General features: G+C 59.9%; 22 protein-coding genes. 1 reads left to right on the forward strand and 21 read right to left on the reverse strand.

The features are described from left to right. Positions 1-10 precede the first annotated feature (10 nt). Entirely contained in the window at positions 11-2,698 is a 2,688-nt protein-coding gene (gene mdeB / locus UNPA324_RS28185; RefSeq protein ID WP_430641871.1) for an alpha-ketoglutarate dehydrogenase, read from the reverse strand. A 394-nt stretch (positions 2,699-3,092) separates the two neighbouring features. Here mdeB and UNPA324_RS28190 point away from each other — a divergent pair, with 394 nt between their 5' ends. Then, positions 3,093-3,956, forward strand: coding sequence for an AraC family transcriptional regulator (locus UNPA324_RS28190; protein WP_245471629.1), 864 nt, complete (start codon positions 3,093-3,095; stop codon positions 3,954-3,956). Between the two features lie 53 nt (positions 3,957-4,009). Here UNPA324_RS28190 and UNPA324_RS28195 read toward each other — a convergent pair whose 3' ends face one another. The 20 genes from UNPA324_RS28195 to UNPA324_RS28290 all read right to left on the reverse strand — a co-directional run bounded on the left by UNPA324_RS28195 (position 4,010) and on the right by UNPA324_RS28290 (position 23,614). Next, complete coding sequence (locus UNPA324_RS28195) at positions 4,010-5,242, reverse strand: ABC transporter substrate-binding protein (RefSeq protein ID WP_128918392.1); 1,233 nt, start codon at positions 5,240-5,242, stop codon at positions 4,010-4,012. 143 nt (positions 5,243-5,385) lie between these two features. Continuing rightward, positions 5,386-7,257 carry an AMP-dependent synthetase/ligase gene (locus tag UNPA324_RS28200; protein WP_128918393.1) on the reverse strand — a complete coding sequence of 624 codons (1,872 nt, stop codon included), beginning with the start codon at positions 7,255-7,257 and terminating at the stop codon, positions 5,386-5,388. A gap of 1 nt (position 7,258) precedes the next feature. Then, a complete protein-coding gene (locus tag UNPA324_RS28205) occupies positions 7,259-8,038 on the reverse strand; it encodes an enoyl-CoA hydratase/isomerase family protein (RefSeq protein WP_128918394.1) in 780 nt (259 codons plus the stop codon). A 29-nt stretch (positions 8,039-8,067) separates the two neighbouring features. Then, entirely contained in the window at positions 8,068-9,198 is a 1,131-nt protein-coding gene (locus UNPA324_RS28210; RefSeq protein WP_128918395.1) for an LLM class flavin-dependent oxidoreductase, read from the reverse strand. 220 nt (positions 9,199-9,418) lie between these two features. Further along, the gene (locus UNPA324_RS28215; RefSeq protein WP_128918396.1) at positions 9,419-10,186 is read right to left on the reverse strand and encodes a creatininase family protein; all 768 of its coding nucleotides are present in this window, start codon (positions 10,184-10,186) and stop codon (positions 9,419-9,421) included. 6 nt (positions 10,187-10,192) lie between these two features. Beyond that, a complete protein-coding gene (locus tag UNPA324_RS28220; protein WP_141937123.1) occupies positions 10,193-10,954 on the reverse strand; it encodes an enoyl-CoA hydratase/isomerase family protein in 762 nt (253 codons plus the stop codon). Between the two features lie 198 nt (positions 10,955-11,152). Next, on the reverse strand, positions 11,153-11,872 hold the full coding sequence (locus UNPA324_RS28225) for an ABC transporter ATP-binding protein (protein ID WP_141937125.1): 720 nt from the start codon (positions 11,870-11,872) through the stop codon (positions 11,153-11,155). Further along, positions 11,865-12,590 (reverse strand): ABC transporter ATP-binding protein, encoded by a 726-nt coding sequence (locus tag UNPA324_RS28230; RefSeq protein ID WP_128918399.1) that lies wholly within the window; start codon positions 12,588-12,590, stop codon positions 11,865-11,867. Before UNPA324_RS28230 ends, UNPA324_RS28225 begins: the two co-directional genes overlap by 8 nt. Further along, positions 12,587-13,564, reverse strand: coding sequence for a branched-chain amino acid ABC transporter permease (locus UNPA324_RS28235; RefSeq protein ID WP_128918400.1), 978 nt, complete (start codon positions 13,562-13,564; stop codon positions 12,587-12,589). The genes UNPA324_RS28230 and UNPA324_RS28235 overlap by 4 nt, the downstream gene beginning before the upstream one ends. Positions 13,565-13,601: 37 nt before the next feature. Continuing rightward, the gene (locus UNPA324_RS28240) at positions 13,602-14,471 is read right to left on the reverse strand and encodes a branched-chain amino acid ABC transporter permease (protein ID WP_128918401.1); all 870 of its coding nucleotides are present in this window, start codon (positions 14,469-14,471) and stop codon (positions 13,602-13,604) included. Positions 14,472-14,723: 252 nt separating this feature from the next. Continuing rightward, on the reverse strand, positions 14,724-15,179 hold the full coding sequence (locus tag UNPA324_RS28245) for a flavin reductase family protein (protein ID WP_245471628.1): 456 nt from the start codon (positions 15,177-15,179) through the stop codon (positions 14,724-14,726). Between the two features lie 122 nt (positions 15,180-15,301). Next, on the reverse strand, positions 15,302-15,661 hold the full coding sequence (locus tag UNPA324_RS28250; RefSeq protein WP_091890167.1) for a VOC family protein: 360 nt from the start codon (positions 15,659-15,661) through the stop codon (positions 15,302-15,304). A 612-nt stretch (positions 15,662-16,273) separates the two neighbouring features. Beyond that, positions 16,274-18,427 (reverse strand): methylmalonyl-CoA mutase, encoded by a 2,154-nt coding sequence (scpA, locus tag UNPA324_RS28255; RefSeq protein ID WP_141937127.1) that lies wholly within the window; start codon positions 18,425-18,427, stop codon positions 16,274-16,276. A gap of 16 nt (positions 18,428-18,443) precedes the next feature. Beyond that, on the reverse strand, positions 18,444-18,908 hold the full coding sequence (locus tag UNPA324_RS28260) for a GFA family protein (RefSeq protein WP_141937129.1): 465 nt from the start codon (positions 18,906-18,908) through the stop codon (positions 18,444-18,446). After that, positions 18,905-20,776 carry a methylmalonyl-CoA mutase family protein gene (locus UNPA324_RS28265; protein WP_141937131.1) on the reverse strand — a complete coding sequence of 624 codons (1,872 nt, stop codon included), beginning with the start codon at positions 20,774-20,776 and terminating at the stop codon, positions 18,905-18,907. The genes UNPA324_RS28260 and UNPA324_RS28265 overlap by 4 nt, the downstream gene beginning before the upstream one ends. An 81-nt stretch (positions 20,777-20,857) precedes the next feature. Beyond that, on the reverse strand, positions 20,858-21,349 hold the full coding sequence (gene folK, locus UNPA324_RS28270) for a 2-amino-4-hydroxy-6-hydroxymethyldihydropteridine diphosphokinase (protein ID WP_128948011.1): 492 nt from the start codon (positions 21,347-21,349) through the stop codon (positions 20,858-20,860). Between the two features lies 1 nt (position 21,350). Next, positions 21,351-21,719, reverse strand: a complete 369-nt coding sequence (folB, locus tag UNPA324_RS28275) for a dihydroneopterin aldolase (protein WP_027533885.1) — start codon at positions 21,717-21,719, stop codon at positions 21,351-21,353. After that, positions 21,716-22,576 (reverse strand): dihydropteroate synthase, encoded by an 861-nt coding sequence (gene folP, locus UNPA324_RS28280; RefSeq protein WP_128917136.1) that lies wholly within the window; start codon positions 22,574-22,576, stop codon positions 21,716-21,718. Before folP ends, folB begins: the two co-directional genes overlap by 4 nt. A 238-nt stretch (positions 22,577-22,814) precedes the next feature. Continuing rightward, positions 22,815-23,222, reverse strand: a complete 408-nt coding sequence (locus UNPA324_RS28285; protein ID WP_128917137.1) for a DUF4332 domain-containing protein — start codon at positions 23,220-23,222, stop codon at positions 22,815-22,817. A 26-nt stretch (positions 23,223-23,248) separates the two neighbouring features. Then, a complete protein-coding gene (locus UNPA324_RS28290) occupies positions 23,249-23,614 on the reverse strand; it encodes a DUF2267 domain-containing protein (RefSeq protein ID WP_141937133.1) in 366 nt (121 codons plus the stop codon). Positions 23,615-23,668: the final 54 nt, after the last annotated feature.

Genomic DNA, 23,668 nt, shown 5'->3' on the forward strand with positions numbered 1-23,668 from the left:
TTGACCTGCGTTACCTTGACCAGGGGGAATTTGCGTCCGCCGGGACGTCATAGCGCGCGATGGCCTCGGCCACCCGGCTGCGATCGATCGCCCCCGACCGCGCCAGAGATGTCAGTGCAGCGATAGCGATCTGCGCGCGATCGACTTCAAAGAACGACCTTAGCGCGGAACGCTTATCGCTCCGTCCGAAACCGTCAGTACCGAGAACGGTGTACGGCGCCTCGAAATACGACGCTATGAGCTGCGGATAGGCACGCACGTAGTCGGAGGCCGCCACGACCGGCACGCTTCCTGAGAGACACTTTGAAACGTGGCTCTCCTTTGGCTTGGAGAGCGGGTTTAGACGGTTCTTGCGCTCAATTTCTCGAGCCTCCCGCGCAAGTTCTGCGAAGCTGGTGGCCGACCATACTTCGCAGGAGATCTGCCAATCCCTCTCCAGCATCTTTGCAGCCTCCAATGCCTCTGGAAGAATTGCGCCGGAACCGACGAGGCGCACCTTCGCAGGTCCATTTTCGCTCGAAACGATGCGATAGAGACCTTTTATGATGTCGTCGCGAACATCCACAGGCATGGTTGGCTGCGCGTAGTTCTCGTTCATCACCGTGAGATAGTAGAATTCATCACGCCCCTCTTCGAGCATGGCGTGCATTCCATGGTCCACGATGACGGCGACTTCGTAGGAAAACGCCGGGTCGTATGCTCGGCAGTTCGGGATCGTCGCTGCGATGACATGGCTAGAGCCGTCTTGATGCTGCAGTCCTTCGCCGCCGAGAGTGGTGCGGCCGGCGGTCGCGCCGATCAGGAAGCCCCGTGCGCGCTGATCCGCGGCCGCCCAGATAAGATCGCCGATCCGCTGAAATCCGAACATCGAATAGTAGATATAGAACGGTAGCAATGCGAAGTTATGGACGCTGTAAGACGTCGCCGCGGCCGTCCAGGAAGAAATCGCGCCCGCCTCTGTGATGCCTTCCTCGAGCAGTTGACCGTCCGCCGCCTCCTTGTAGTAGAGCATCGAGCCCGCGTCTTCCGGCTCATAGAGCTGCCCGACCGGTGAGTAGATCCCCACCTGCCTGAACAGGTTAGCCATACCGAACGTCCGCGCCTCGTCAGCAACGATTGGCACAATTCTGGGACCGAGCACTTTGTCCTTAAGCAGATTCGAGAACAGCCGAACCACCGCCATCGTCGTCGACGTCTCTTTGCCCTCGCCCTTGAGCGCGAACTCGGCATAGGACTGTAGGGCGGGGACGGCAACGGCCGCCGCCGTCCGCCTTCTGGTCGGCATGTAGCCGCAAAGTGCCTCACGCTTCGACCGTAGATACTGAAGCTCGGCGCTGTCGTTCGCGGGACGGAAGAACTCGAGACGTTCAACCTGTTCGTTGGTCAGTGGAAGAGAGAAGCGATCGCGGAACGCATAGAGCGCATCGATGTCGAGCTTTTTCGCCTGATGAGACGTCATGCGCGACTCCCCGGCGCCTCCCATTCCATACCCTTTCTTGGTTTTCGCCAGGATAACAGTCGGCCGCCCCTTGGTCGCCTTTGCTGCAGCGAAGGCGGCAAATAGCTTCCGAAAATCATGGCCGCCTCGCTTCAGCGCATCGATGTCAGTATCGGACATATGCGAGACAAGAGCCCGCACCTCCGGATCTTCACCGAAGAAGTTCGCGAGATTGTACGCTCCGTCCTTGGCACCGAGCGTCTGATACTTCCCATCAACCGTCGCAGCGAATTTGCGCAACAATGCGTGCTCTGTGTCGCGCGAGAAGATCTGATCCCACTCCGATCCCCACAGCACCTTAATCACATTCCAGCCTGCCCCTCGGAAGATCATCTCCAGTTCTTGGATGACCTGTCCGTTCCCGCGCACTGGACCGTCGAGCCGTTGAAGATTGCAATTGACGATAAACGTCAGATTGTCGAGGTTCTCACGCGCGGCCAAAGACAGGCCGGCGATCGACTCCGGCTCGTCCATTTCTCCGTCACCGAATACGCCCCACACGTGGCGGTCTTGGGTACGCGCCAAACCTCTGTTGTCGAGATACTTCATGAAACGCGCCTGGTAGATGGCGCTGATTGGTCCGATGCCCATCGAGCCTGTTGGCATCTGCCAGAAGTCTGGCATGAGCCAAGGATGCGGATATGAGGACAGGCCCGCCCCGGTGAGCTCTTGACGATAGTATCTTAAGTTTTCTTCTGACAGGCGCCCTTCGAGATACGCGCGCGCATACACGCCCGGCGAGGAATGCGGCTGGAAGTACACAATGTCGCCTTCCGCCTCCGGACTTGACGCGCGGAAGAAATGGTTGAAACCGACCTCAAATATTTCTGCCGCCGACGCATAGCTAGCGACATGGCCCCCGAGTTCCCCATAGGCCCTATTGGCCCGAACAACCATGGCGAGGGCGTTCCACCTGATAATCGCAGTGATCCGGGTCTCCATCTGGATGTCACCCGGATAGGGCGGCTGCGACTCGAGAGGTATCGAATTTCGATAAGGAGAGTAGGGAGGCACATCTGAAAGTACGCCGAGCTCCTTGGCTCGCTGATCCAGTGCCGAGAGAATAAAGCGTACACGTTCAGCACCCGCGCTTCGATGGAGAGATCCGAGGGATGCAAGCCAATCGGCCGTTTCGTTTTCGTCTTGGTCAAGCGATTGTCCACCGGCTGACTTGGTCGGGGCGTCGATGCGAATGGTCACTGTCGTCAGACTCCTTCGAACTCCCTCCTTGGTAGCATTGGGTGTCGTGGCATATCTCGCCGAAAACTCCGGCATTTCGGGCTGAACACGCGATCGAACGAGGCAGCTGTTGCGGATCTTGGCATTCTCTGCCGTGTCGCGTGCGAGAGGGCAAATGAGGTACCCGGAAAGCACACTTTGTCGCGGCTGGCTGGATCGCGCCGCACGGCTGCCCGCCCATCCGGCTCATGTCGCGGTTGGAAAAAGCAGAGCCGAGGGCTTAGACCCGCTTCGACCACATTACTTTTTCGTGACGATCATTTGGCAAAGGGCTATTGTCGCCCGCAGGCTCCCGAAGCGAGCTCCACTCGCGCCACCTGACGGATGGAACCGTATCCATTAACGAGTGAACTCAATGAGCACATCACCCGCATCTGAAATGGATCATAGCCTGGCCAGAATGAATTTGCCGGATCTTAGGCTCAATTACGACCCGATAGATCCGGATCAGTTCGATCGTCCAATCGTCTCGATGTGCATTGAGACTGGTGAACATGGTGACGAACTCCCGCTCCACTCGCACAAGAAGGGACAATTGGTCGTCGCCTCACATGGATCAGTCATGTGTCGTGCCCCTGGTGGGTTATGGATCGTTCCTCCGCAAGGAGCCGTGTGGATACCTCCTGGGGTCATGCATAGCAATTGCGTGTCAGACCATGGAAAGGTCTATCTGGTCTTTATCGATCCGCTGGCAAGTATGCTTCCAAACACTTGCTGCACATTCACGATATCGTCGCTCGTTCGCGAGTTGATACACCGGCTATCCGTATTTCCGCCACTTTATCCCGTTGAAGGACCGACGAGCCGACTCGGTCGAGTGTTGCTCGACGAATTAGTGCAGATGTCCACGGAACAGATGTACTTGCCAATTTCCACGGACAGCCGACTTCAACATCTCGCGGCATCACTGCTCAATGATCCCGGCGACCGTAGCACCATCGATGAACTCGCCGCCCGGTATGCAATGAGTGTGCGGACCTTCGCCCGCCTGGTCTTGAAGGAAACCGGAATGACATTCGGGCGCTGGCGGCAGCGGCTTCATATCTTGGTCGCATTGCAACGCTTGACGGCTGGATCGTCGGTGCAGGCCGTTTCGCTCGATCTGGGCTATGAGACGCCGAGCGCGTTCATCACTATGTTCAAGAAGACAATGGGAAAGAGCCCCCGCCGCTTCCTCGCCGAACGGTCGAGCTTCAGCAGCCAGCAGCCCTTCACTTAGCACGCATAGAAACACAGCCCCGGCATTGAACCGGGGCGGTGGTTCGTGGCGCCTTATCGTGAGCTGAAGGGCACCACCGGATATTCCAGGTCTGCTTCGGCAATTGCCCTCGGTGAAACCACGCGCGGCTTGCCTTTTTGCGCTTGAAGCAGAGCCACGGCGGAATTCAAGTTCTGACCGCTTGAGTCAAATTTGATCGTCCCAGACGACATCAAGACTGGCTGCATTTCCGTCAGCTTGAGGGCGCCGTGAATTGCCCCCGATTCCGACGAGCCAGCACGATTTACCGCGTCCCTAACGATCTGCACGGCCTCGAAGGCGCATGCCGCATTTGCGTCGAGCCATTCATTGGGGTAGTCGGCCGCGAACATCTCGAGAATTTTGTGCGCATCGGGCGCCTTCGGATTGTAGTAGAGCGCCGACGCCATCGCGCCGTCAGCGTACTTCCCAAGCGCGTCGTAATATGCCTTGTCGATAACGCCGTTCGAATTCGCCGAGTAGATCATTTTCGGGCTCCATCCCTGCTTTACACACTCACGTGTGATCATGATGGCGTCGTTGACCCGGGTGATCGGGAAAAGCATGTCAGCGCCGGTCGCTTTTGCCTTTGCGACTTCGACCGAGAGATCCTTGGCCTTCTCATCGTATGGAATGAACTCAGTGAGCTTGATCGGGAGATCGACCTCTTTCCAGGCCTGTGCTATGCTCGTGGCGCTCGACTGCCCCATCACGTTGTTGAGGTGGAGGACGACCGCGCTGGCTGGCGGACCGTTGAGGGTCGTCAACAGAGCTTTCAAATCGATCAGCGACTGACGAATGATCATCAGCGACGTCGGATAGTAACGGAAGACCTGAGTGAAGCCCTGCGAGGTCACTTGCGTCGCGCTGGCGATATGCACGACCATCGGGACCTTCGCTGCTTCGCAGGCCTGAAGCGCCGAGATGGTCGCGCCCGAGTCCCAGGCGCCGATGAGGACCGTACAACCCTGGCGGATCAGGTTCTCCGCAGCGATACGGCCATTTTCCGGCCGACTCTGCGTATCGGCGTGAATGACCTCAATCTCATCACCGTACTTCTGTCTGGCGAACTTCGCGCCGAGATCAATGCCGCGCACGCAAGCCTGTCCGGGGAACGCCAACACGCCGCTGCTGGGCATGATCGCGCCGATCTTAACCTTGACTTGGCCCACCGCCCTGACCGGCCACGATACAAGCCCTGCGGCGATGCCAAAACCGCTGCCGAGCACGGTCCGGCGAGTAAGCCCGTTTCCGATGCGATTCTTCATGTGAAGTCTCTTTCAGTTGACTACAATGGAAATTACGGCGATTTGGTCGGAAGCTTTAAGAATGACAGCGCGCTGCAACGCGAACACAACTGCGACACGCGCTCAGCAAGCTTGATGATCGCACGAAGCGGAAACGGATCAGATTATATTCCCACCTCGGTCTTGATCAGGTTCTCCTCACTATCGTCATAGAGCGAATCGATCAGTGACCGGTACCGCTCCATTATTTGCTTGCGGCGCTTTTTCCGCGTTGGCGTCATCACGCCATTCTCCGGAGAGAGCTCCTCCGGAAGTATTCGGAAGGCCTTGATCTGCTCGGCCCTCGCTAGCCGACCGTTTGCTTTGGCAATCTCGCCTTCAACCATCCGGACGACGATCTCTGACTCCGCCAGATCCGAATAGTGAGCAATGCGAACATCACGCGATTTGGCCCACTCCATCGTCGCGGTCGCATCTACTTCGATCAACGCGGTCAGATACTTCTTTCCTTCTCCGATCACCGCCGCTTCAGAGATAAAGGGACTGTGCCGGATTTCATTCTCGATCTGCGTGGGGCTGATCGATTTGCCGTTGGATGTGTTGATGATCTCCTTCTTTCGATCGACCAGCTTGAACAGGCCTGTCGGCCCAATCTCCACGATATCGCCGGTATAAAGCCAGCCATCGCGGAGGGCCGACTTCGTTTCCTCTGGCTTATTCCAGTACCCGACAAAGAGCCCGGGACCTTTGACGATCATTTCTCCGTCTTCAAGAACGGCAGTTTGCCAAGCCGCATCATGCACGGGGACGCCCACGGTTCCCGCTTCCGGCCATTCAGCCATCTGGACCAGGTTCGCTCCAACCAGCTCGGTCTGCCCGTAACATTCCTTTAGCTGCAGTCCCCACAGCTGCCACAGAGACATGAGTTCGGAAGGCATCGCAGCCGACGACGTATAGGTGACGGTGAGTTCTTCAAACCCGACCTCGGCAAGCAAGGGACGGAAAATCCGTTCCCGGCAGACGGCGAACAGGGCGGATATGAACGGGTTGGGCACACCGCCGGCCTGACGGTCGTCGAGCGCCTTGCGAGCGATCGTCATTGCGAATTGGTAGTCCTGCTTCTGCTTCTCAGACCCCGAATGAACCTTGCTGAGGATTTGGGTGGCAAACCTCTGATAGAACCTCGGCGGAGCCATGAAGTAGGTTGGCTTCACTTCCTTGATGGTCTGAGCGAAATCAGCGCTCGTCTCCCCGAAGTACGGGATCAGCCGAATCAGCAAAGGTAACGTCGTTGCCTGTGCGCGCGCAACCGTATGCGACATCGGAAGATGCACCACCACGCGATGAGCATCGGAACGCAACTTCGAACTGAATGTCGTTACAGAGTGTGCACCAGCGAGCAGCGAAAGGTGGGTCAACATCGCGCCCTTTGGAAACCCTGTCGTGCCGGATGTGTACCCTATGCTCGCCAGGTCACTAGCCTTTGCTTTCGCAACTTGCTCCCTAAGGAACACGTCCGCGTCAACCGAAGTCTCCCCACAGAAGACTTGGAGAGGAACGACATTCGCTGGGCCGCCCGCCCCCTTCCACTCTGGGTCGAGCACAATGATGTTTCTCAATTTCTCAGTCTGGCCTGACGCCAGGACAATATTGAGTTGAAGTTCGCTCCCGACAAAGACGAAGGATGCTCCGGAATCGCTGAGGTAGTAAGCAACTTCTTCTGGCGATGACGTAAAATAGACGCCGACCATAACCCCGCCGGCGCAGATCGTCGCCATGTCCGCAAGCAGCCATTCCTGAGACACGTCTCCCATGATGGCCGCACGGTCACCGTGCTTGAATCCGGCTTTTTGCAGAGCCGCGGCCAAATTGGCGACCAGATCTGAATACTGCTTCCAGGTTGTCGCAGTCCATTCGCCCCGGCGCTTCTGCTTGAATGCTATCTCGTCCGGCCGCGCCGCTCGTCGAGAGCTCAGAAGCTGCGGAATGGTGACATCCGCGAACTGAGCCCCCGACGTGATGTGTTCGACATCCATTTCACCGCTCCGCGAAACGCTTGCGCCTTTCGGCGAACGCGGCGACCGCATCCCTCCGCTCAGGCGATGCGAAAGTGATGGTCTCCAGAGCAGTCGACGTATCCAGCAATAGGTGCGAATATTGCTTGATGATCTTATTGACGCTGTATTTCGTCCAAATGATCGCTTCCCTCGGACCGCTCGCGAGCATCTCAGCGTATTCGATCGCGGCCTCCTTGACGTCTCTGTCGGAAATGACATCGTTGATCATTCCGATGGAAGCCGCCTTTTCCGCGGAAATGAATTCGCCGGTCATGAGATAGTGTTTCGCACGGGCAGGCCCCATCAGGAGAGGCCAGATCACAGCCCCTCCGTCGCCTGCGACGACACCCGCCGTGACATGCGTATCGGCGAACCGTGCCGTTGGACTTGCGAAGATGACATCGCAAAATAGCGCTAGCGTCGCGCCCAGACCGACAGCAACGCCGTTGACTGCAGCAACGATCGGGACTTCGACTTCCAGCATATTCCGAATCAGATGACGCCCACCTCGGGTCGGCGAAGGAATCGGGCTCTTGTCGAGCGTCTTCTGATCGCCACCGGAACAGAAGCCGCGCCCGGCGCCCGTCAGCACGATTGCGCGTGTCGCCTTGTCGTCGTCCAGCTCGACGAAGACGCGCTCCAGCTCGTGGTGCATATCCCAGTTGATCGCATTCAGGATTTCCGGGCGGTTCATCGTTATGACGGCAACACCGCTCGGCCGCCGCTCGACAATCAGATATTTGTAGCCCTGCTTCGACATTGGTCTGCTCCCGTGTTTTCCTGGAAACTTTACTTTTGCGGCCGCATGGCGCGAATCTGGCCGAGGATCTCCTCCGTCGGCCGCACGACATTGTTTCTGTCATTGAAGTGCGGGATGACGTAGCGCCCGACCATTTCAATCGCTTCCATGATCTTCTCGTGATTTACGGAGTCCAGATGCAGAAGGACCTCATCAATGCCCAATGCCTGGAACTTTTCGATCTGTCGAATGACGGTATCGGGGCTTCCGCAAACCGTAGTTGCCGAGTGATTGAGCAGATAGTCCCAGTCCTTCGCGGCGCGCTCCATGGCGGGTACGCTCTCGCTCATGTACGCGTAATCATCGGCAATCTTTGCCAAGCGCGGATAAGCGTCGGTCGAGATCTTCGCATAATTCATCAACGGCTCGGCGTAGTCTTCCTTCGCCTTCTGATCCGTAGGACCAATCCCGAAAAAGAGCGGAATGCCGATGCGTGGGCGCTCGAGCGGCCCAAGCTCGTCACGCTTCCAGGATCGACGATAGGAGTTGAGCAGCTTTTCCTGGACCTCCCATCCCTGGTAGATCGAATTGCTCATTACAGCGAGGCCTTCGGCGCCAGCCCAGCTGTGACTGCGTTCGCTCGTGGCAGCGATGCCGATGACCGGATGGGGCTTCTGCAGGGGCTTCGGGACAAGCATTCGCGGCGGAACCTGGTAGTACTTGCCCTCGAAGGTGAAGATGTCTTCGCGCATCGATTTCTTCAGAAGCGCGATCCCCTCCTCCATTTGAGCGAGCGTCTCACCCGGATCAACGTTGAACGCGCGCATCGCGATGGTGGTATTGGCTCGACCGGCGTAGAACTCCATGCGACCGTTCGAGAGAATGTCCGTCACCGCCAAGCGCTCCGCGGTCCGCAAGGCGTGATTGATCTTCTGCGGCATCAAAGTGACCGCCGGCCTCAGCTTGATGCGCGAGGTGACGGCAGCGAGATAGCCATAGACCACCTCTGGCGCCGAGCTCGAAATGCCGCCCAATGCGACGTGTTGTTCGGAGAGCGAGGCGCAATCGAACCCCACTTTTTCTGCGAGGCGCACCTCGTCCACCAGCTCATGGAGTCGGCGCGCATAACTCTGCCCGACCTGGGTTTCCTGCTCCGACCAAAACCCGAACGTAAGTGCCATCTTCTTAATCCTCAGGGAGTTTCGAGATGGCCTAACATTTCATAAGCACAGCAATATTTTCGTCCGAATGCAGGGTCTCGCTACGCAACTTTCCAAATTTTGTGCTGTACGCAGCCGAACCGCGTCATGTCTCAGGACATCGCCGTCCTTCGTCGCAACGACGTGGCGATTTACTTGGGGACAGTGCTCGAAGAGCGGGATGCGCTCGATACGAGCCGGTCTATTTGGCAAAGGACGCGACGAGGAGCTCGGTTATCGCCTCAAGACATCGCTCGCCAATTGCCGCAGTCGACCCATGCGGATCGCCAATGATGCCGTTGGCAGTGACCGATTTGACGCCGTTTCTCCACATGGATCGAAGTTGCTCTTCAGACAGCGCGCCAAGGTGCCCCGCCTCGAACCGATCCGGCCGCACGCTGTCGGGACGCAGATACAGCATGAGAGACGTCTCCGCTATGTCGGCATGCCCGCCGACCGCATCTGGGTTTGCGCCGGCCTCTTTGACGGCGCTTCGCCACCTGTCGATCCAGGCGATCGAATCGGAGAATGCGTCGATCTCGACGTCTTCGGGAATGGCCTGCTTCAATCGAGGAAGCATGTCGCGCAGGATTGGAAAATTACCGATGTGTCCCGAGAACAGCAGGATCCGCTTGAAGCCGTGCCGAGCGAGACTTGTGCAGTAGTCGAGGCAGATCGCTTCGAACGTTTCAGGACGAAGGGAGATGGTGCCGGGAAATACGAGATGGTGAGCTGAGCAGCCGACCTTGATTGTCGGTGCGATCAAAGCATTTCCAAGATGCCGTACCACCTTAGATGCGAGCGCATCAGCGTGGTCGGCATCCATGCAAAGAGGAAGATGCGGTCCATGTTGCTCGACGGCCCCGCACGGTACCAGGATCGTCGACGTCCCCCGCGCCAGGGCCGCCGACACCTGCTCGAAATTCATCAACTCCAGTCGAACTTCATCAGAAGAAGCGAACTCGGTCATCGATGCCTACTTTGCGTTTTTCGACAGAAATCGGGCCCGCGCATCTGCCGAACTGTCTCCCGTCAGGTAGGCCCCAAGATCCTCAATTGTCATCGCCTCAAGGGAGGCGTCGTCCATCTGTTCCGTCAGGTTCAGCGAGCGCTTGATGGCCGCAAATAGCCTTTGATCCTTTCCGCGAAGGTACTTACACTCTTCTAACGCCCGCGACGTCACGTCCGAAGTCGCTGTAATCTCGTCGATTGCTCCGATCTCGAGTGCTTTCCTTGCATCGACCAGCTCGCCCCAATATAGCAGCGCTCGCGCATCACGAAGTCCCAGTTTCTGCACTGCCTTCCGCATGCCTTTGGCCGCGGGCAAGAGACCATGGTTGATTTCCGGGAAACCGATCTTACACTCGCCATTCGCGATCACGTAATCGGCGTGCAGAAGAAATTCCAACGCGCCGCCGACAGCGTAACCTCGGACGGCACACACAAGCGGCGCCGGATATCGCTCCATCTCGCAAAGGAGCGCATGGAACGACCTCATACGAGGCCGGGATATCTCGATGCCCGTCACTTCCTTTATGTCGCCGCCTGCACTGAAGAACCGGGTACCCTGACCAGTCAAAACAATACCTGGCGGCATCGCCTGGCAGGCAAGCGCCCGAAAGGCATCCAGCAAGCGCTCAACTAGTTCGTTGTTCAACGCGTTTGCCGGTGGCCTATTCATAGTCAGTGTGACCAGGTCAAGTTGGCGATCGATTAAGAGGGCATCATTCTGTATCATGAGTAGAGCCTAGGTGACGTACCTCGGAATTGATTGCTGTACACCGCTTCATCGTCGGCAGGCATCAACACAAAAGGTTGCCCCGGCGGCACATTGCGGCATTATCTGCTTAGACGGCTTGCAATTCCGCTGGTCCGAGGGACCGTTAAGTAAGAGAGAGAGCACACAGTGCTCGGCGCAATTTGCGCCACAGCTCCGCTACATTCCGAGATATGCGCGTTGAATCTCGGAATTGTTGAGCAATTCTTGACTCGATCCGTGCAGTACGATTGAACCATTCTCCAGGACATAGCCGCGATTGCTCAAGGCAAGCGATTTCGCCACGTTCTGTTCGACCAGCAGCACTGTAATCCCTTGCTCGTGGAGCGATTTCACTACGCCAAACATCACGTCTGTCAGTGCAGGCGATAACCCAATCGACGGCTCGTCGAACATAACCATTTCGGGCTTCGACATGATCGCACGTCCGATCGCCAACATCTGCTGTTCGCCCCCGGATAGCGTCCCGGCCAGTTGCCGTCTACGCTCCCGTAGTCTCTCAAACAGTTGGTAGACGAACTCAAGCGTCTCGAACTGATAGGCCTTCGCGCGCTTCAGTGATCCGCCTAGCAGAAGATTTTCCTCGACAGAGAGGCTGCCGAAAATCTGTCGGCCCTCGGCGACCTGCGCTATACCGCGTTCGCATATCTCCCATGGGGGCAGCCCAGTAATATTGACGCCGTTCATTTTTACGGTGCCACTTGAAGATCGTACTATACCCGAGATCGATCTGATGAGCGACGTTTTCCCTGCACCATTCGCCCCAACGACGCAGATCAACTCTCCTTTGCGGATCTGCAGCGAGACGCCGTTTAATGCGCTCGATCCGTCGTAGGCAACAGAGAGCCCGTCAATCGATAAGAGCGCCGCGTCAAGCATGGAAGCCTGCCCCTAGATAGCTATCAAGAACCTTCTGATCGGCAACCACTTCTGCGGGACTTCCCTCCGCGATCTTGGCACCGTGATGAAGTACGACGACGTTCGACGCGACTTCCATCACGATCCGCATGACGTGTTCGACCAGGAGGATCGTCAGGCCGCCTTCGGCAAGTGTCTGCAGCACTCGGACGACACCCGCCGCTTCTGTCGGTCGAAGGCCCGCCATTACTTCATCCAGCAACAGCAGTTTTGGCCGGGTGGATAAGGCCTTCGCCGTCTCCAGCATTTTCCGATCCGGAAGCGTTAGCTGGTCCGTCCGCGCATTGGCCTTGCCGGCGAGTCCGACGCTTTCAAGGGATTCGTAGGCTTTCGATTTGGCTTCCATTACGCTTTTGGTCCAGCTGAAGGCGCCCACCATTGCGTTCTCGAGCACGGACATATCACGCATTGGTCGAACGATTTGAAATGTTCTTGCGATACCCATCCTGCAGACAATTTCCGGAGGGGTACTGTCGATCTGGCGTCCTTCGAAGAACACCTGCCCGCTGGTCGGGCTCAGGGAGCCGGCGACAAGGTTGAAACAGGTCGTCTTTCCCGCACCATTCGGCCCAATGAGCGCAGTAATACGTCCGGCCTCTAGCGTGAAGTTGACGTCCTTGACCGCAACCAATCCCCCAAACGATCGAGAGAGGTTCTTTACTTCCAATAAAGCCGTCATTCCTCGGCCTTCCTCAGATGCGGCAACCACAGTCGGGATGGCGCCTGAATTGCTTTGCAGAGACGCACGATCGCCGGCCAGATGCCATCTGGCAGAAACCAGACGACCAAAATGAGGACAATACCGTAAGCGATATTGTTCAGCCCCGGAATCCGAAGATTGTCGCCGATGGCACTCATCAAATGGTTCAGAGGGATCGCGGCAAGCGAGCCAATCAGAGGACCGAACGTCGTCCCCAGCCCACCGACCACAGGTCCGATCAGCACATCAACAGAGAGCCCCATACCCATGATCGAGTCCGGGAATATCGACCCTTGCACGAGTCCCAGAACCCCACCGCCGGCCGCGGCCGCTGCGGCGGATACAGAGATCACAAGAATCTTGTGCCGGAAAGTGCGGACGCCCAGCGCTCGTGCGGCCGGTTCATCGTCTCGCATCGCTCGCCACACGTATCCGAGGTAGGATCGTGAAATGAGTTCGGTTCCTATAATTCCCAGCGCGGCCAGTGCGAGCGCGACAAAGTAATAGAAGCGGGCTCCTCCCCGGAGCATTGAGAATTCGATCGCGCCAGTTGGCGCCGGAAAGAACAGCCCCTGCATTGCGCCAACGAATTCCCATCCACTGAACATGATCCTGGCAAACTCCGCAGCCGCAATCGTCAGCAGCGCGAAATAGATTCCGCGCACTTCGAAGCGGAAGCTCAACCAGGCCAATGCCGCACCGACTGATCCGGCAATGATCATTCCAAGGAAGAGGCCAATCCACGGCGAGATTCCGTACTTTACGTAGAGGACGCCAACCGAATAGGCACCTAGCCCGACAAAAAGCGCATGGCCAATCGATAGTTGGCCGCCGATGCCGAGCATCAAGTTCCAGGACTGCCCCAGGAAAGTGAATAGCAACACGATCGTCATCAGTGAGATAAAGTACGGATCTGCAGAAGAGCCCACGAACGCAAGAACGATGAAGACCATCGCTCCCGCGAGCCACCGCTTTATTTCAGGCCCGCCGTCAAATCTCTTTTGCACCGAAGAACCCTCTCGGACGGAAAATCAGGATGATGATGAGGAGCGCATAGGGAAGCGCCGTCTTCATCGACGGGGTGAACATTAGTGCCGCAATTGCCTCGGCAACGCCGATAACAAGGCCTCCCAGCAGCGCTCCGCTGAAGCTGCCGAGACCACCGACAATGACCGTCACGAAAGCAAGAAGCGTGAAGTCAACGGCGAGATAGGGTTGGGCATCAAACAGAGGAGATATCAGCGCCCCGGCTACACCGGCGCAGGCAGCACCAATTCCGAACGTCACCGCGTAGACCCGTGGAATGTTCAATCCAACGACAAGCCCTCCCAACCGGTTGTCTGCGGCCGCTCGCAACGCCCGGCCAAGCGAGGAAAACCGGAGGTATACTCCCAGCAGAGCGATAAGCACACCCGCGGTTATCGCCGCCTGCAATCTCGCCAGATCGAGCGTCACGAAGCCGAGTGATACAGTGCGAAACGATAGTAGAGAAGCGCTCGGACGCGGGTCAGGCCCGAAGGCGACCAGAAGGACGCCGCTGAAGAGCAGCGATAGACCGATGAATACAATGAATTGGTAATGATGGGGCCGGTTGACGAACCGCTTCACTATCAGGGCTTCCAGGAGGTACCCGAAAAAGAACATGACGACCGCAGCTATTGCCGCCGCTACGATGATCGGGGCGTCCCAAAGACGGACCGCCCAGTATCCGATATAGACCCCGAAGACGACCATCTCACCGTGAGCGAAGTTTACCACCCGCATCACGCCGAATATGATGGTCAACCCCAGCGCCACCAAGCCATAAACGAGACCAAGCAGAATGCCGCTCGCAAGAACGTTGAGCCAGAGTGACAACATTAGTGAGCAACGAGCGGTACGAGTGGACACCGCAGCCAAGACATTGGGATGCCCGAAGGCGCGGCTGGCGCCTCGCGTCCGTCGCTCCAAATCGAGATGACTTCGCTAATGGCTTTCCGCCTGGTCTCCTCAACGCTCATCGCCGCAACCTTGCTCCAGAATTGACCTTTATTGGCTACAAACATCGGTTCATTTTAGCGGTGTTAGTATCCGCTCCATGCCTCAAACACGTTCCCCGAACCAGTCGGAGTTCTAACGCTTCGGTACTGTGAATTCGCCATTCACATAGACAAGGGGGTCGCGATCGGCGTTTATCGCTTGTGCGACCACCTCACCGACGAAGATCGTATGACTGCCAGCATCGTGAGAGTCAGTCAGTCGGCAATCGAAGCTACAAATCGCATCGATCAAACTTGGCGATCCCGTAATCAGTTCGCGCCACAAACCGTCGGTAAAGCGTATGTCACCCTTGCTGCCGTCCTGTCCGGAGAACTTTCTTGCCAGCTCGGCGTGATCCGCCGCGAGAATATTCCAGCAGAATGATCCGCTCTGCTTTATCGTATCGTGACCGCCAGCCGACTTGTTCACGCAGACCAGCACGCTCGATGGCTCGGTCGACAATGAGCAGCCGGCCGTCAGCGTCAAACCGTGCCTGCCAGGATGCACCCCCGTAGTTACGATAGACACTGCACCCGGCACGTTGCGCATTGCGCTCCGGAATTCCTTGCTACTGAACGCGGAGATTTCTTGACTAGGCATGGGCGACACTCGGAAGTTCATGGTGATAGGTTTCCCCGATAAATCGAACCGAATCTAATTCATAAAGCGGGTTAGACGCCCTTCTTGACCACAGCCTGAAAGAACTGAATTGTGTTGCGTTGCGGATCTTTCAAATGGGCCACCCGGCCATGCGCCCCCATCTCCCGAACTTCACCGACGAGCTCAGCGCCCTCCGCCCGCGCTCGCTCAAGCGCAGCGTCCATATCCTCCACCTCGAATACAACCACAGCATTCCGAGACTGCTCGGACACGGATTCCGCAGGGCTTGCTAAGCAAAAGGCGGCCTTATCTCCTACGAACTGAATCCACTTGCCGCGGTCAGCAAAGCGGATCGTCAATCCAAGTGCTTCGTAAAAGCGGGCCAGTGCTTCAGGTTCCGGAGCGGTAAGATAGACGTGCTTAAGCTTCATCTTCTCACTCCCTATTTGGCGAGGACCGTTTATTCATGCCTCCGCCGCGGGCTTCAATTGTGTGATCATAGTTGCGCTGTCCCTTCGGCATTAATGTTCAAAGTCGTCACGCCTCGCATGACCAAGCAGCATTTTATGCTGTGGCCCACGGACGCAAGGCTCTTTTTTCGCTAGCCGGTACCGCGAGAGGAGATGATTTTGTTGCGGCTAGGGTCGAACTGCTCTGATCGAAGTGCGCAGACCTGAGGCAACTCTGCCGCGTATTCCGGCAGAGCTATGGACAAAGCGCTGGCACCGTAACTTCTACCCTGCGCCAGCTCTCGGATTCACCATTTCCGACGACCGACCCTACCCTTTGTCGGACTCGGTTGCATCTTTCTCAGCTCATCTCTCTCAGAGCATAATTCTTGAATTTTCGCCTGTATCTTGCCGATGAGCGCTTCCGTTGCGCCCACATCTATTCCTGCATGTCGCAGTCGAGACGCTTCCCTACGGTGACGTCCGACCTGAACGCGCATGTGATCTATCTCATGACGAATTCGATCTAGGGTCGACATGATTGCTGCCTGCTAGTCATATTCGGACGAGCGCTCGGGTGAGCTTGTATTCCGGCTATGCCGCCTCGCTGTGCCCGAGCCGGGCATTCAGCTTGCGGATCAGCTCCTCGGCCGCGTCCGCGATCACGGTGCCCGGCGGGAAGATCGCCTCTGCGCCGGCCGTGTAGAGCGCGTCGTAATCCTGCGGCGGCACCACGCCGCCGACGATGATCATGATGTCGTCGCGGCCGTGCTTCTTCAGCGCGGCCTTCAGCTCGGGCACCGCGGTGAGGTGGGCGGCGGCGAGCGAAGAGACGCCGAGGATGTGCACGTCGTTCTCGACCGCCTGGCGCGCGGCCTCATCGGCGGTCGCGAACAGCGGTCCGATGTCGACGTCGAAGCCGATATCGGCAAACGCCGAGGCGATCACCTTCTGGCCGCGGTCGTGGCCGTCCTGGCCGATCTTGGCGACCAGGATGCGCGGGCGGCGGCCTTCGGCTTCCTCGAAAGCGTCGATCAGCGCCTGAACCTTCTCGACCTGGTTGCCCATGCTGGACGCCTCCCGCTTGTAGACGCCGGTGATGGATTTGATTTCGGCGCGGTGGCGGCCGAACACCTTCTCCATCGCGTCGGAGATTTCGCCGACGGTCGCCTTGGCCCGCGCCGCGTCGATGGCGAGCGCCAGCAGATTGCCGTTGCCTTCGCCGGCCGAGCGCGTCAGCGCGGCCAGCGCGGCATCGACGTCCTTCTGGTTGCGCTCGGCTTTCAGCCGCGTCAGCTTGTCGATCTGCAAGCGCCGGACATTGGTGTTGTCGACCTTGAGGATGTCGATCGGGACCTCGTCGGTCGGTCTGTACTTGTTGACGCCGATCACGGCCTGCTTGCCGGCATCGATCCGCGCCTGCGTCTTGGCGGAAGCCTCCTCGATGCGCAGCTTCGGCAGGCCGGCCTCGATCGCCTTCGCCATGCCGCCGAGCTCCTCGACCTCCTGGATGTGGGCCCAGGCCTTCGCCGCGAGGTCCCGCGTCAGCCGCTCGACATAATACGAGCCGCCCCAGGGATCGATGATGCGGGTGGTGCCGCTCTCCTGCTGCAGGAACAGCTGGGTGTTGCGGGCGATGCGCGCCGAGAAATCGGTCGGAAGCGCCAGCGCCTCATCGAGCGCATTCGTGTGCAGCGACTGGGTGTGGCCTTGCGTCGCCGCCATCGCCTCGACGGTGGTGCGCATCACGTTGTTGAACACATCCTGCGCGGTCAGCGACCAGCCCGAGGTCTGGCTATGGGTGCGCAGCGACAGCGAGCGCGGGTCTTTCGGGTTGAAGGGCTTGAGCAGTTTCGCCCAGAGCAGACGCGCGGCGCGCAGCTTGGCAACTTCCATGAAGAAGTTCATGCCGATCGCCCAGAAGAACGAAAGGCGCGGCGCGAAGCGGTCGACGTCGAGGCCCGCGGCAAGGCCGGCGCGCAAATATTCGACGCCGTCGGCGAGCGTATAAGCGAGTTCGAGGTCCTGCGTCGCGCCGGCCTCCTGCATGTGATAGCCGGAGATCGAGATCGAATTGTATTTCGGCATCTTTTGCGAGGTGTACGCAAATATGTCCGAGATGATCCGCATCGAGGGCGCGGGCGGATAGATATAGGTGTTGCGCACCATGAACTCTTTTAAGATGTCGTTCTGAATGGTGCCCGACAGCTTCTCCGGCGGCACGCCCTGTTCCTCGGCCGCGGCGACGTAGAGTGCGAGGACCGGCAGCACCGCGCCGTTCATGGTCATGGACACGCTCATCTGGTCGAGCGGAATCCCTGCGAACAGCGTGCGCATGTCGTAGATGGAATCGATGGCAACGCCGGCCATGCCGACATCGCCGCCGACGCGCGGATGATCAGAGTCGTAGCCGCGGTGGGTCGCAAGATCGAAGGCGACCGAGAGGCCTTTCTGGCCCGCCGCGAGATTGCGGCGGTAGAACGCGTTGGAATCCTCCGCCGTGGAGAAGCCGGCATATTGCCTGACCGTCCAGGGCTGATTGACATACATGGTCGGGTAGGGGCCGCGCAGATAGGGCGCGATGCCCGGATAGGTCTCGAGGAAATCGAGCCCGGCAAGATCAGCCTCGCCATAGGCGGGCTTCACCAGGATTCCCTCCGGCGTCAGCCACGGCTCGGCGCTGCCGGCAGGCGCTGTGGTGGCGGCGCGCTCGAAGGCGACATCGGCGAAATCAGGAATGCGGCTCATGGCTTCAACCATATCATCAATCATGGTCCGGATGCTGATGGCTGACGATGGTCGCCATCTTCTCCGGTCCGTAATTCTGCTGCGTGGTCTGGCTCGGCAAATTGGCGATGCCGACGACCCAGCCGAGGCGGGATTCGGTGCCGAACTGCCGCGTCGGGATCACCCGGTCGGGGTGATCGAAGGCGCCGGTCATGATCTCGATCCGGTCGCCGTCGATGCGGCCGAAGCTCAGCGGCGTGCCGCAGGCGGCGCAAAAGCCGCGCTCGGCAATGCTGGAGGAGCGGAAGAACGACGGCTTCCCCTTGGTCCAGGCAAAGTCGGTCTTGTTGATGTCGGCAAAGGAGGCGAAGGGCGCGCCGGCCGCCTTCTGGCACATGCGGCAGTGGCAGATCGAGACCCGGTTCGGCGCCGTCATGATTGCGAAGCGCACCGCCCCGCATTGGCAGCCGCCGGTCAGAACGGGTTTGCTGGTGTCGGTCATGGCTGCTCCATCCGTCGGTAGGCGTCCTGCAGCGTGGCAAGCGCATCGCCTCCGGCGAAGACAAAACCCGTGACGCCGGCCGCCCGCAGCGTCGCCTCGGCCTCCGTCGGACGGCCCGCCAGATAGATATGTCGCGCGCCCGCGATTTGCAGGGCCTTGGCCGCAGCTTCGGCGTGTTCCGCATAGACCTTGTCGCTGGAACAGAGGCAGGCGAGCTCGGCGCCGGAGGCTTTGAAGGCGTCCGCCAGCTTGGTCGGATCGGCAAAGCTCTCGCTGTCCGTGGCCTCGATGCCGCCGGCCTCGAAGAAGCTCTTGGCAAAGGTCGCGCGCGCCGTGAAATCGGCTGGCGTGCCGAGATTGGCCAAAAACACTTTTGGCCGCGCGCCGCGCGACTTGAGCGCCTCGTCGGATTTGTCGCGCAGTGCCTCGAACGGTTCCGCAAGCCGGATCGGCAGCAGCGGATCGAACTTGTATTTCTGCTCGCCGTAAGGCGCGAGCGCGACCGGCGTCGCCTTCAGGACATTGGCTTCGCTCTCGTGCAGGTTCGGAAACTCGCTGGCGCCGGTCAGCACGTCGCGGCGTTTTGCGATGTTGGCGTCGCGCGCTTTTCGCGCGGCCGCGACCTTGCTCTGGAACAGGCCTTGCTGAAGCGCGGCGAAGGCGCCGCCGGCCCTCTCGCTCTCCTGGAACAGAGCCCAGGCGGCCTCGCAAAGCTGCGCGGTCAGCGTCTCGATGCCGCCGGCGCCCGCTGCGGGATCGCTGACCTTGGCGAAATTGCTTTCTTCCAGCAGCAAGAGCTGCGTGTTGCGCGCCACGCGCCGCGCGAACGGATCGGGCAGGCCGAGCGCCAGCGTATGCGGCAGCACCGTGATCGCGTTGGCGCCGGCGAGCCCGGCGCCGAACGTCGCGATGGTCGCGCGCAGCATGTTCACGTAAGGATCGCGCTGCGTCAGCATGCGCCAGGCCGTATCGGCAGCGATGAACAGCGGTTTCGGCGTCAGCCCGCACGCGCTTTCGATCCGCGCCCACAACAGCCGCAGCGCGCGAAATTTGGCCATGGTCAAGAACTGGTCGGCGTCCGCGGAAAGCCGCGCATAGACCATACCCTGCGCCTGCTCGAGGGGAATACCGGCGCCTTCGATGGCGCGCAGATAGGCGACGCCGCAGGCGAGCACGAAGGCGAGCTCCTGCACCTCGGAGCCGCCGGCATCGTGGATCACGCGCCCGTCGGCGGACGCGAACGGTCCCTTGAAGCCGAGCGTGGAGAGCCCCTTGATGGCACCGGTGACGGCGGGCGCGATTTCGTCCCAGGTATAGGGACTGTAGCCCCACACCGCGCCGGCCGCGAGCGGATCGAGCCCGAAGCGGATGTTGCACGCTGCGGGTTCGAGGCTTTGGGCCTTCACATATTCCGCGACATGGATCGCGGCCATCCGTGATTGCGGTCCGACCTCGAGCTCGATGCCAATGCCGGCATCGAGATGAATGTCCTTCAGGATCTTTGCAACCGCCTCCGCCGAAGGTTCCAGACCGAAGCCGCGCGCGCTATTGGCGCCGGCGAACACCAGCGCAAGCCCCGTCGCGCCGTTCTCCAGATCCTGCAACGCCTGAGCATTCGCGAGCGCTGCATCGGGATGGTCGATCCGCTGGATGATTTGCCAGGGCGCGGCGGCCGGCCGCCCCACCACGGGCGCAACGCCCTTGGCGCGCGGATAGAGCGGTTCGATCTTGATACCGTCATAGGTCTTGCCGACCAGCTTCTCGAACGGCGCGCCCTTCAGCACGCCGTCGACCAGCTTGCGCCAGTCTTCGACGGTCGCCTTGGGAAAATCCGCCGCCAGCGGCAGGTCGTCAGTCATGGAGGTCATGCGGCGAGGGGCTCCCAAACGTCTCGTTATTCGCAGGCGAAATTGCCACGGCGGACCGTCCCTGCAAACGGTTGTTTTTGGTTAACCGGTATCCGGAAGCCGCTCAATGCCTTGCGTCGAGACGCTGGCGAGCCCGTCACGCACACGAATGCCCGAGATCACGCGGTCGGGCGCGATTTCGGCCAGCGGCACCAGCACGAAAGCGCGCTCGAACAGGCGCGGATGCGGCAGGGTCAGGTCGGGCTTCTGCAAGGAGACGTCGTCATAGGCGATCATGTCGAGATCGAGCGTGCGCGGGCCCCAGCGCCGCGCCTTGTCCCTGATACGGCCGAATTTCTGCTCGACCTTCTGCAGCACGAACAAGAGCGCATGGGGATCGAGGCCGGTCTCGATCTCGATGCATGCATTGATGAAGGGAGCCTGATCCTCGTCGCCCCAGGGCGGCGTTGCGTAGTCGGAGGAGCGCGCGATCAGTGCGCCTTGCGCCATGCCGCAGATATGGGCGATCGCCTTGCGGAACGTCGCGCGGACATCGCCGACATTGCCGCCGAGCGCGATCAAGACGCTCGCCATCTTAAGGATGCCGCGAGCGCGTCAGCATGATGCCGACGTCGTCGAAGATCGCGGCGATCGGCGCATGCGGCTTGTGCACGGTGATCTTCACGGCGCGGATGCGCGGGAAGTGCGACAGGATGGCATCGGCCACCGCGCCGGCCGCACGCTCCAACAGCTTGTAATTGGTGTTCTTGAACGCCGCCGTCGTCGTCGCCACGACGTCGGCGTAGGACACCGTATCGGCCAGCCGGTCGCTGCGCGAGGGCTCCGACAGGTCGGTATAGAGTTCGAGATCGATGACGAAGCGCTGGCCGACTTCGGTCTCGTGATCCATCACGCCGTGGCGGGCATGGATCGACAGGCCGGTGACGAAGATCGTATCGGTCATTGCTTGCCCTCGATTGCATGCGCGACCCGCAAGGCCTGCAAGGTCTCGGCGACGTCATGGGTCCGGATGATCTTGGCACCGCGCTGCGCGGCGATCAGATGCGCGGCGATCGAGCCGGCGAGCCGCTCTTTCGGCTCCGACGGCGACACCGAGGCGATGAAGCGTTTGCGCGAGGCACCGACCAGGATTGGCAGGCCGAACATCTCGAATTCGCGTAACCGCGCCAGCGCGGTCATGCTCTGCTCGGCGGTCTTGCCGAAGCCGATGCCGGGATCGAGCACGATTCTGTCGCGCGCGATGCCGGCCTTGGCGGCGATATCGAGCGAGCGCAGGAAGAAGGTCTTCATGTCCGTGATGATGTCGATGGCGGGATCGGCGTCGTCGCGGTTGTGCATGACGATGACGGGGACGCCTCTTGCGGCCACCAGCGGCGCCATGGCGGCGTCGCGCTGCAGGCCCCAGACGTCGTTGGCGATTGCCGCGCCCTGATCGAGCGCGAAGGCCACCACCTCGGCCTTCATGCTGTCGATCGAGACCGGCACGCCGAGAGCCACCACGCCTGCCAGCACCGGCTTCAGCCGGGCGAGCTCGTCCTCCGCCGTGACCGGCCGGGCACCCTTGTAGGGCCGGGTGGACTCGGCCCCGATGTCGATGATGTCGACGCCGGCGTCAATCATCGCCCGCGCCCGTGCGAGCGCCTGCTCAGGCGCGATGAACTCGCCGCCGTCGGAGAAAGAGTCCGGGGTGACGTTGAGCACGCCCATCAAAGCCGGGATCGGCCGTCCCAGCAGGGTCCGCAGCACATCAGGCCCGGCCGAGCCGGCCGGCGGGACGGATGGGGAGGGCGAGGCGTTCATGGCGCCCGCTTTAGCGGGCGGGGAGGGGGAGTTCAAGGCGGGATGGGGGCGTGACCTGGGACAAACGCCGCGCGTTACGCCCCGTCTCTCGTGTCCCGGACGCGCTGCAATGCCCTTGGCGTTGCTGCGCAGAGCCGGGACCCATACCACGCAACAGCCTCGATCCCGGCTCTGCAGCGCATCGCTGAAGAAGCGCTGCGCTGCGTCCGGGGCACGAACGCGGCGGGACAGAACCGTCCTAATACGTGATCTTCGGTTGCAGCTTCTTCGCCTTGGCGATGATGTCGCCGACCGACTTCTCGGAAGGAAGGATGCGGAGCAGCTTCTTCTTCTCGTTGGCGTCGCGCATGCTTTGGGTGAGCCTTGCCGGATTCCGATAGGCGAGCTCGCGCACGGTGGTGACGCCGGCGGCGCGGACCAGGCCGACCTTGGCCCGGCCCATGCCGGGGATGCGCATGTAGTCGGACACGTTGGCCCATTCCAGCAGCAGCTGCTCGCTGATACCGGTTTTGGCGGAAAGCGCCTTGCGGCCCTTTACCGTGCCGGCCGCCTCGAGCAGCGCGTCGGTGGTGCGGATACCCTGCGCCTTCAACTTGTTGGCGGCAAAGACCGACAGGCCCTCAATCTCGGAGATCGGATATGTCATGATACTCGATATGAAATGCCAAAGCTTCAGGCGAACTGGCTGAGGCCCGGCGTCCCCGCAACGATCTTGCCCATCTGATCCGCTCCGATTTTGTCTCGGCCGTAGCGGAAAAGTTCACGGGCGATGTTTTGAATTTCGGACATGCCGAGCCCCAGGCCCATCAGGCGCGTGCCGACCGCCATCAGGCCGCCGCCCATCAGTCGCGACAGCCCGCCGCCGCTCCTGGATGCCTCGATCGCGGCTTCCGCTCCGGGGATCTGATCAATCAGGGCCTGCACGCTATCGGGAGGACCCTCGCTGCGGAGGAAGCCCAGGATGATGCCGACGGTCTTTGTAGCGACAGCACTGTCTATGCTGGCGTTTGTCGCCAGCCGCCCGATCAGTTCGTCCATAAGGCCCGCCCCTCAGCCGGTTGCATGCCGGAGTATTTCTTTCGAAAATGATCT

It is taken from the genome of Bradyrhizobium sp. UNPA324, assembly GCF_006658635.1.
Taxonomy (GTDB): Bacteria; Pseudomonadota; Alphaproteobacteria; order Rhizobiales; family Xanthobacteraceae; genus Bradyrhizobium; species Bradyrhizobium nanningense.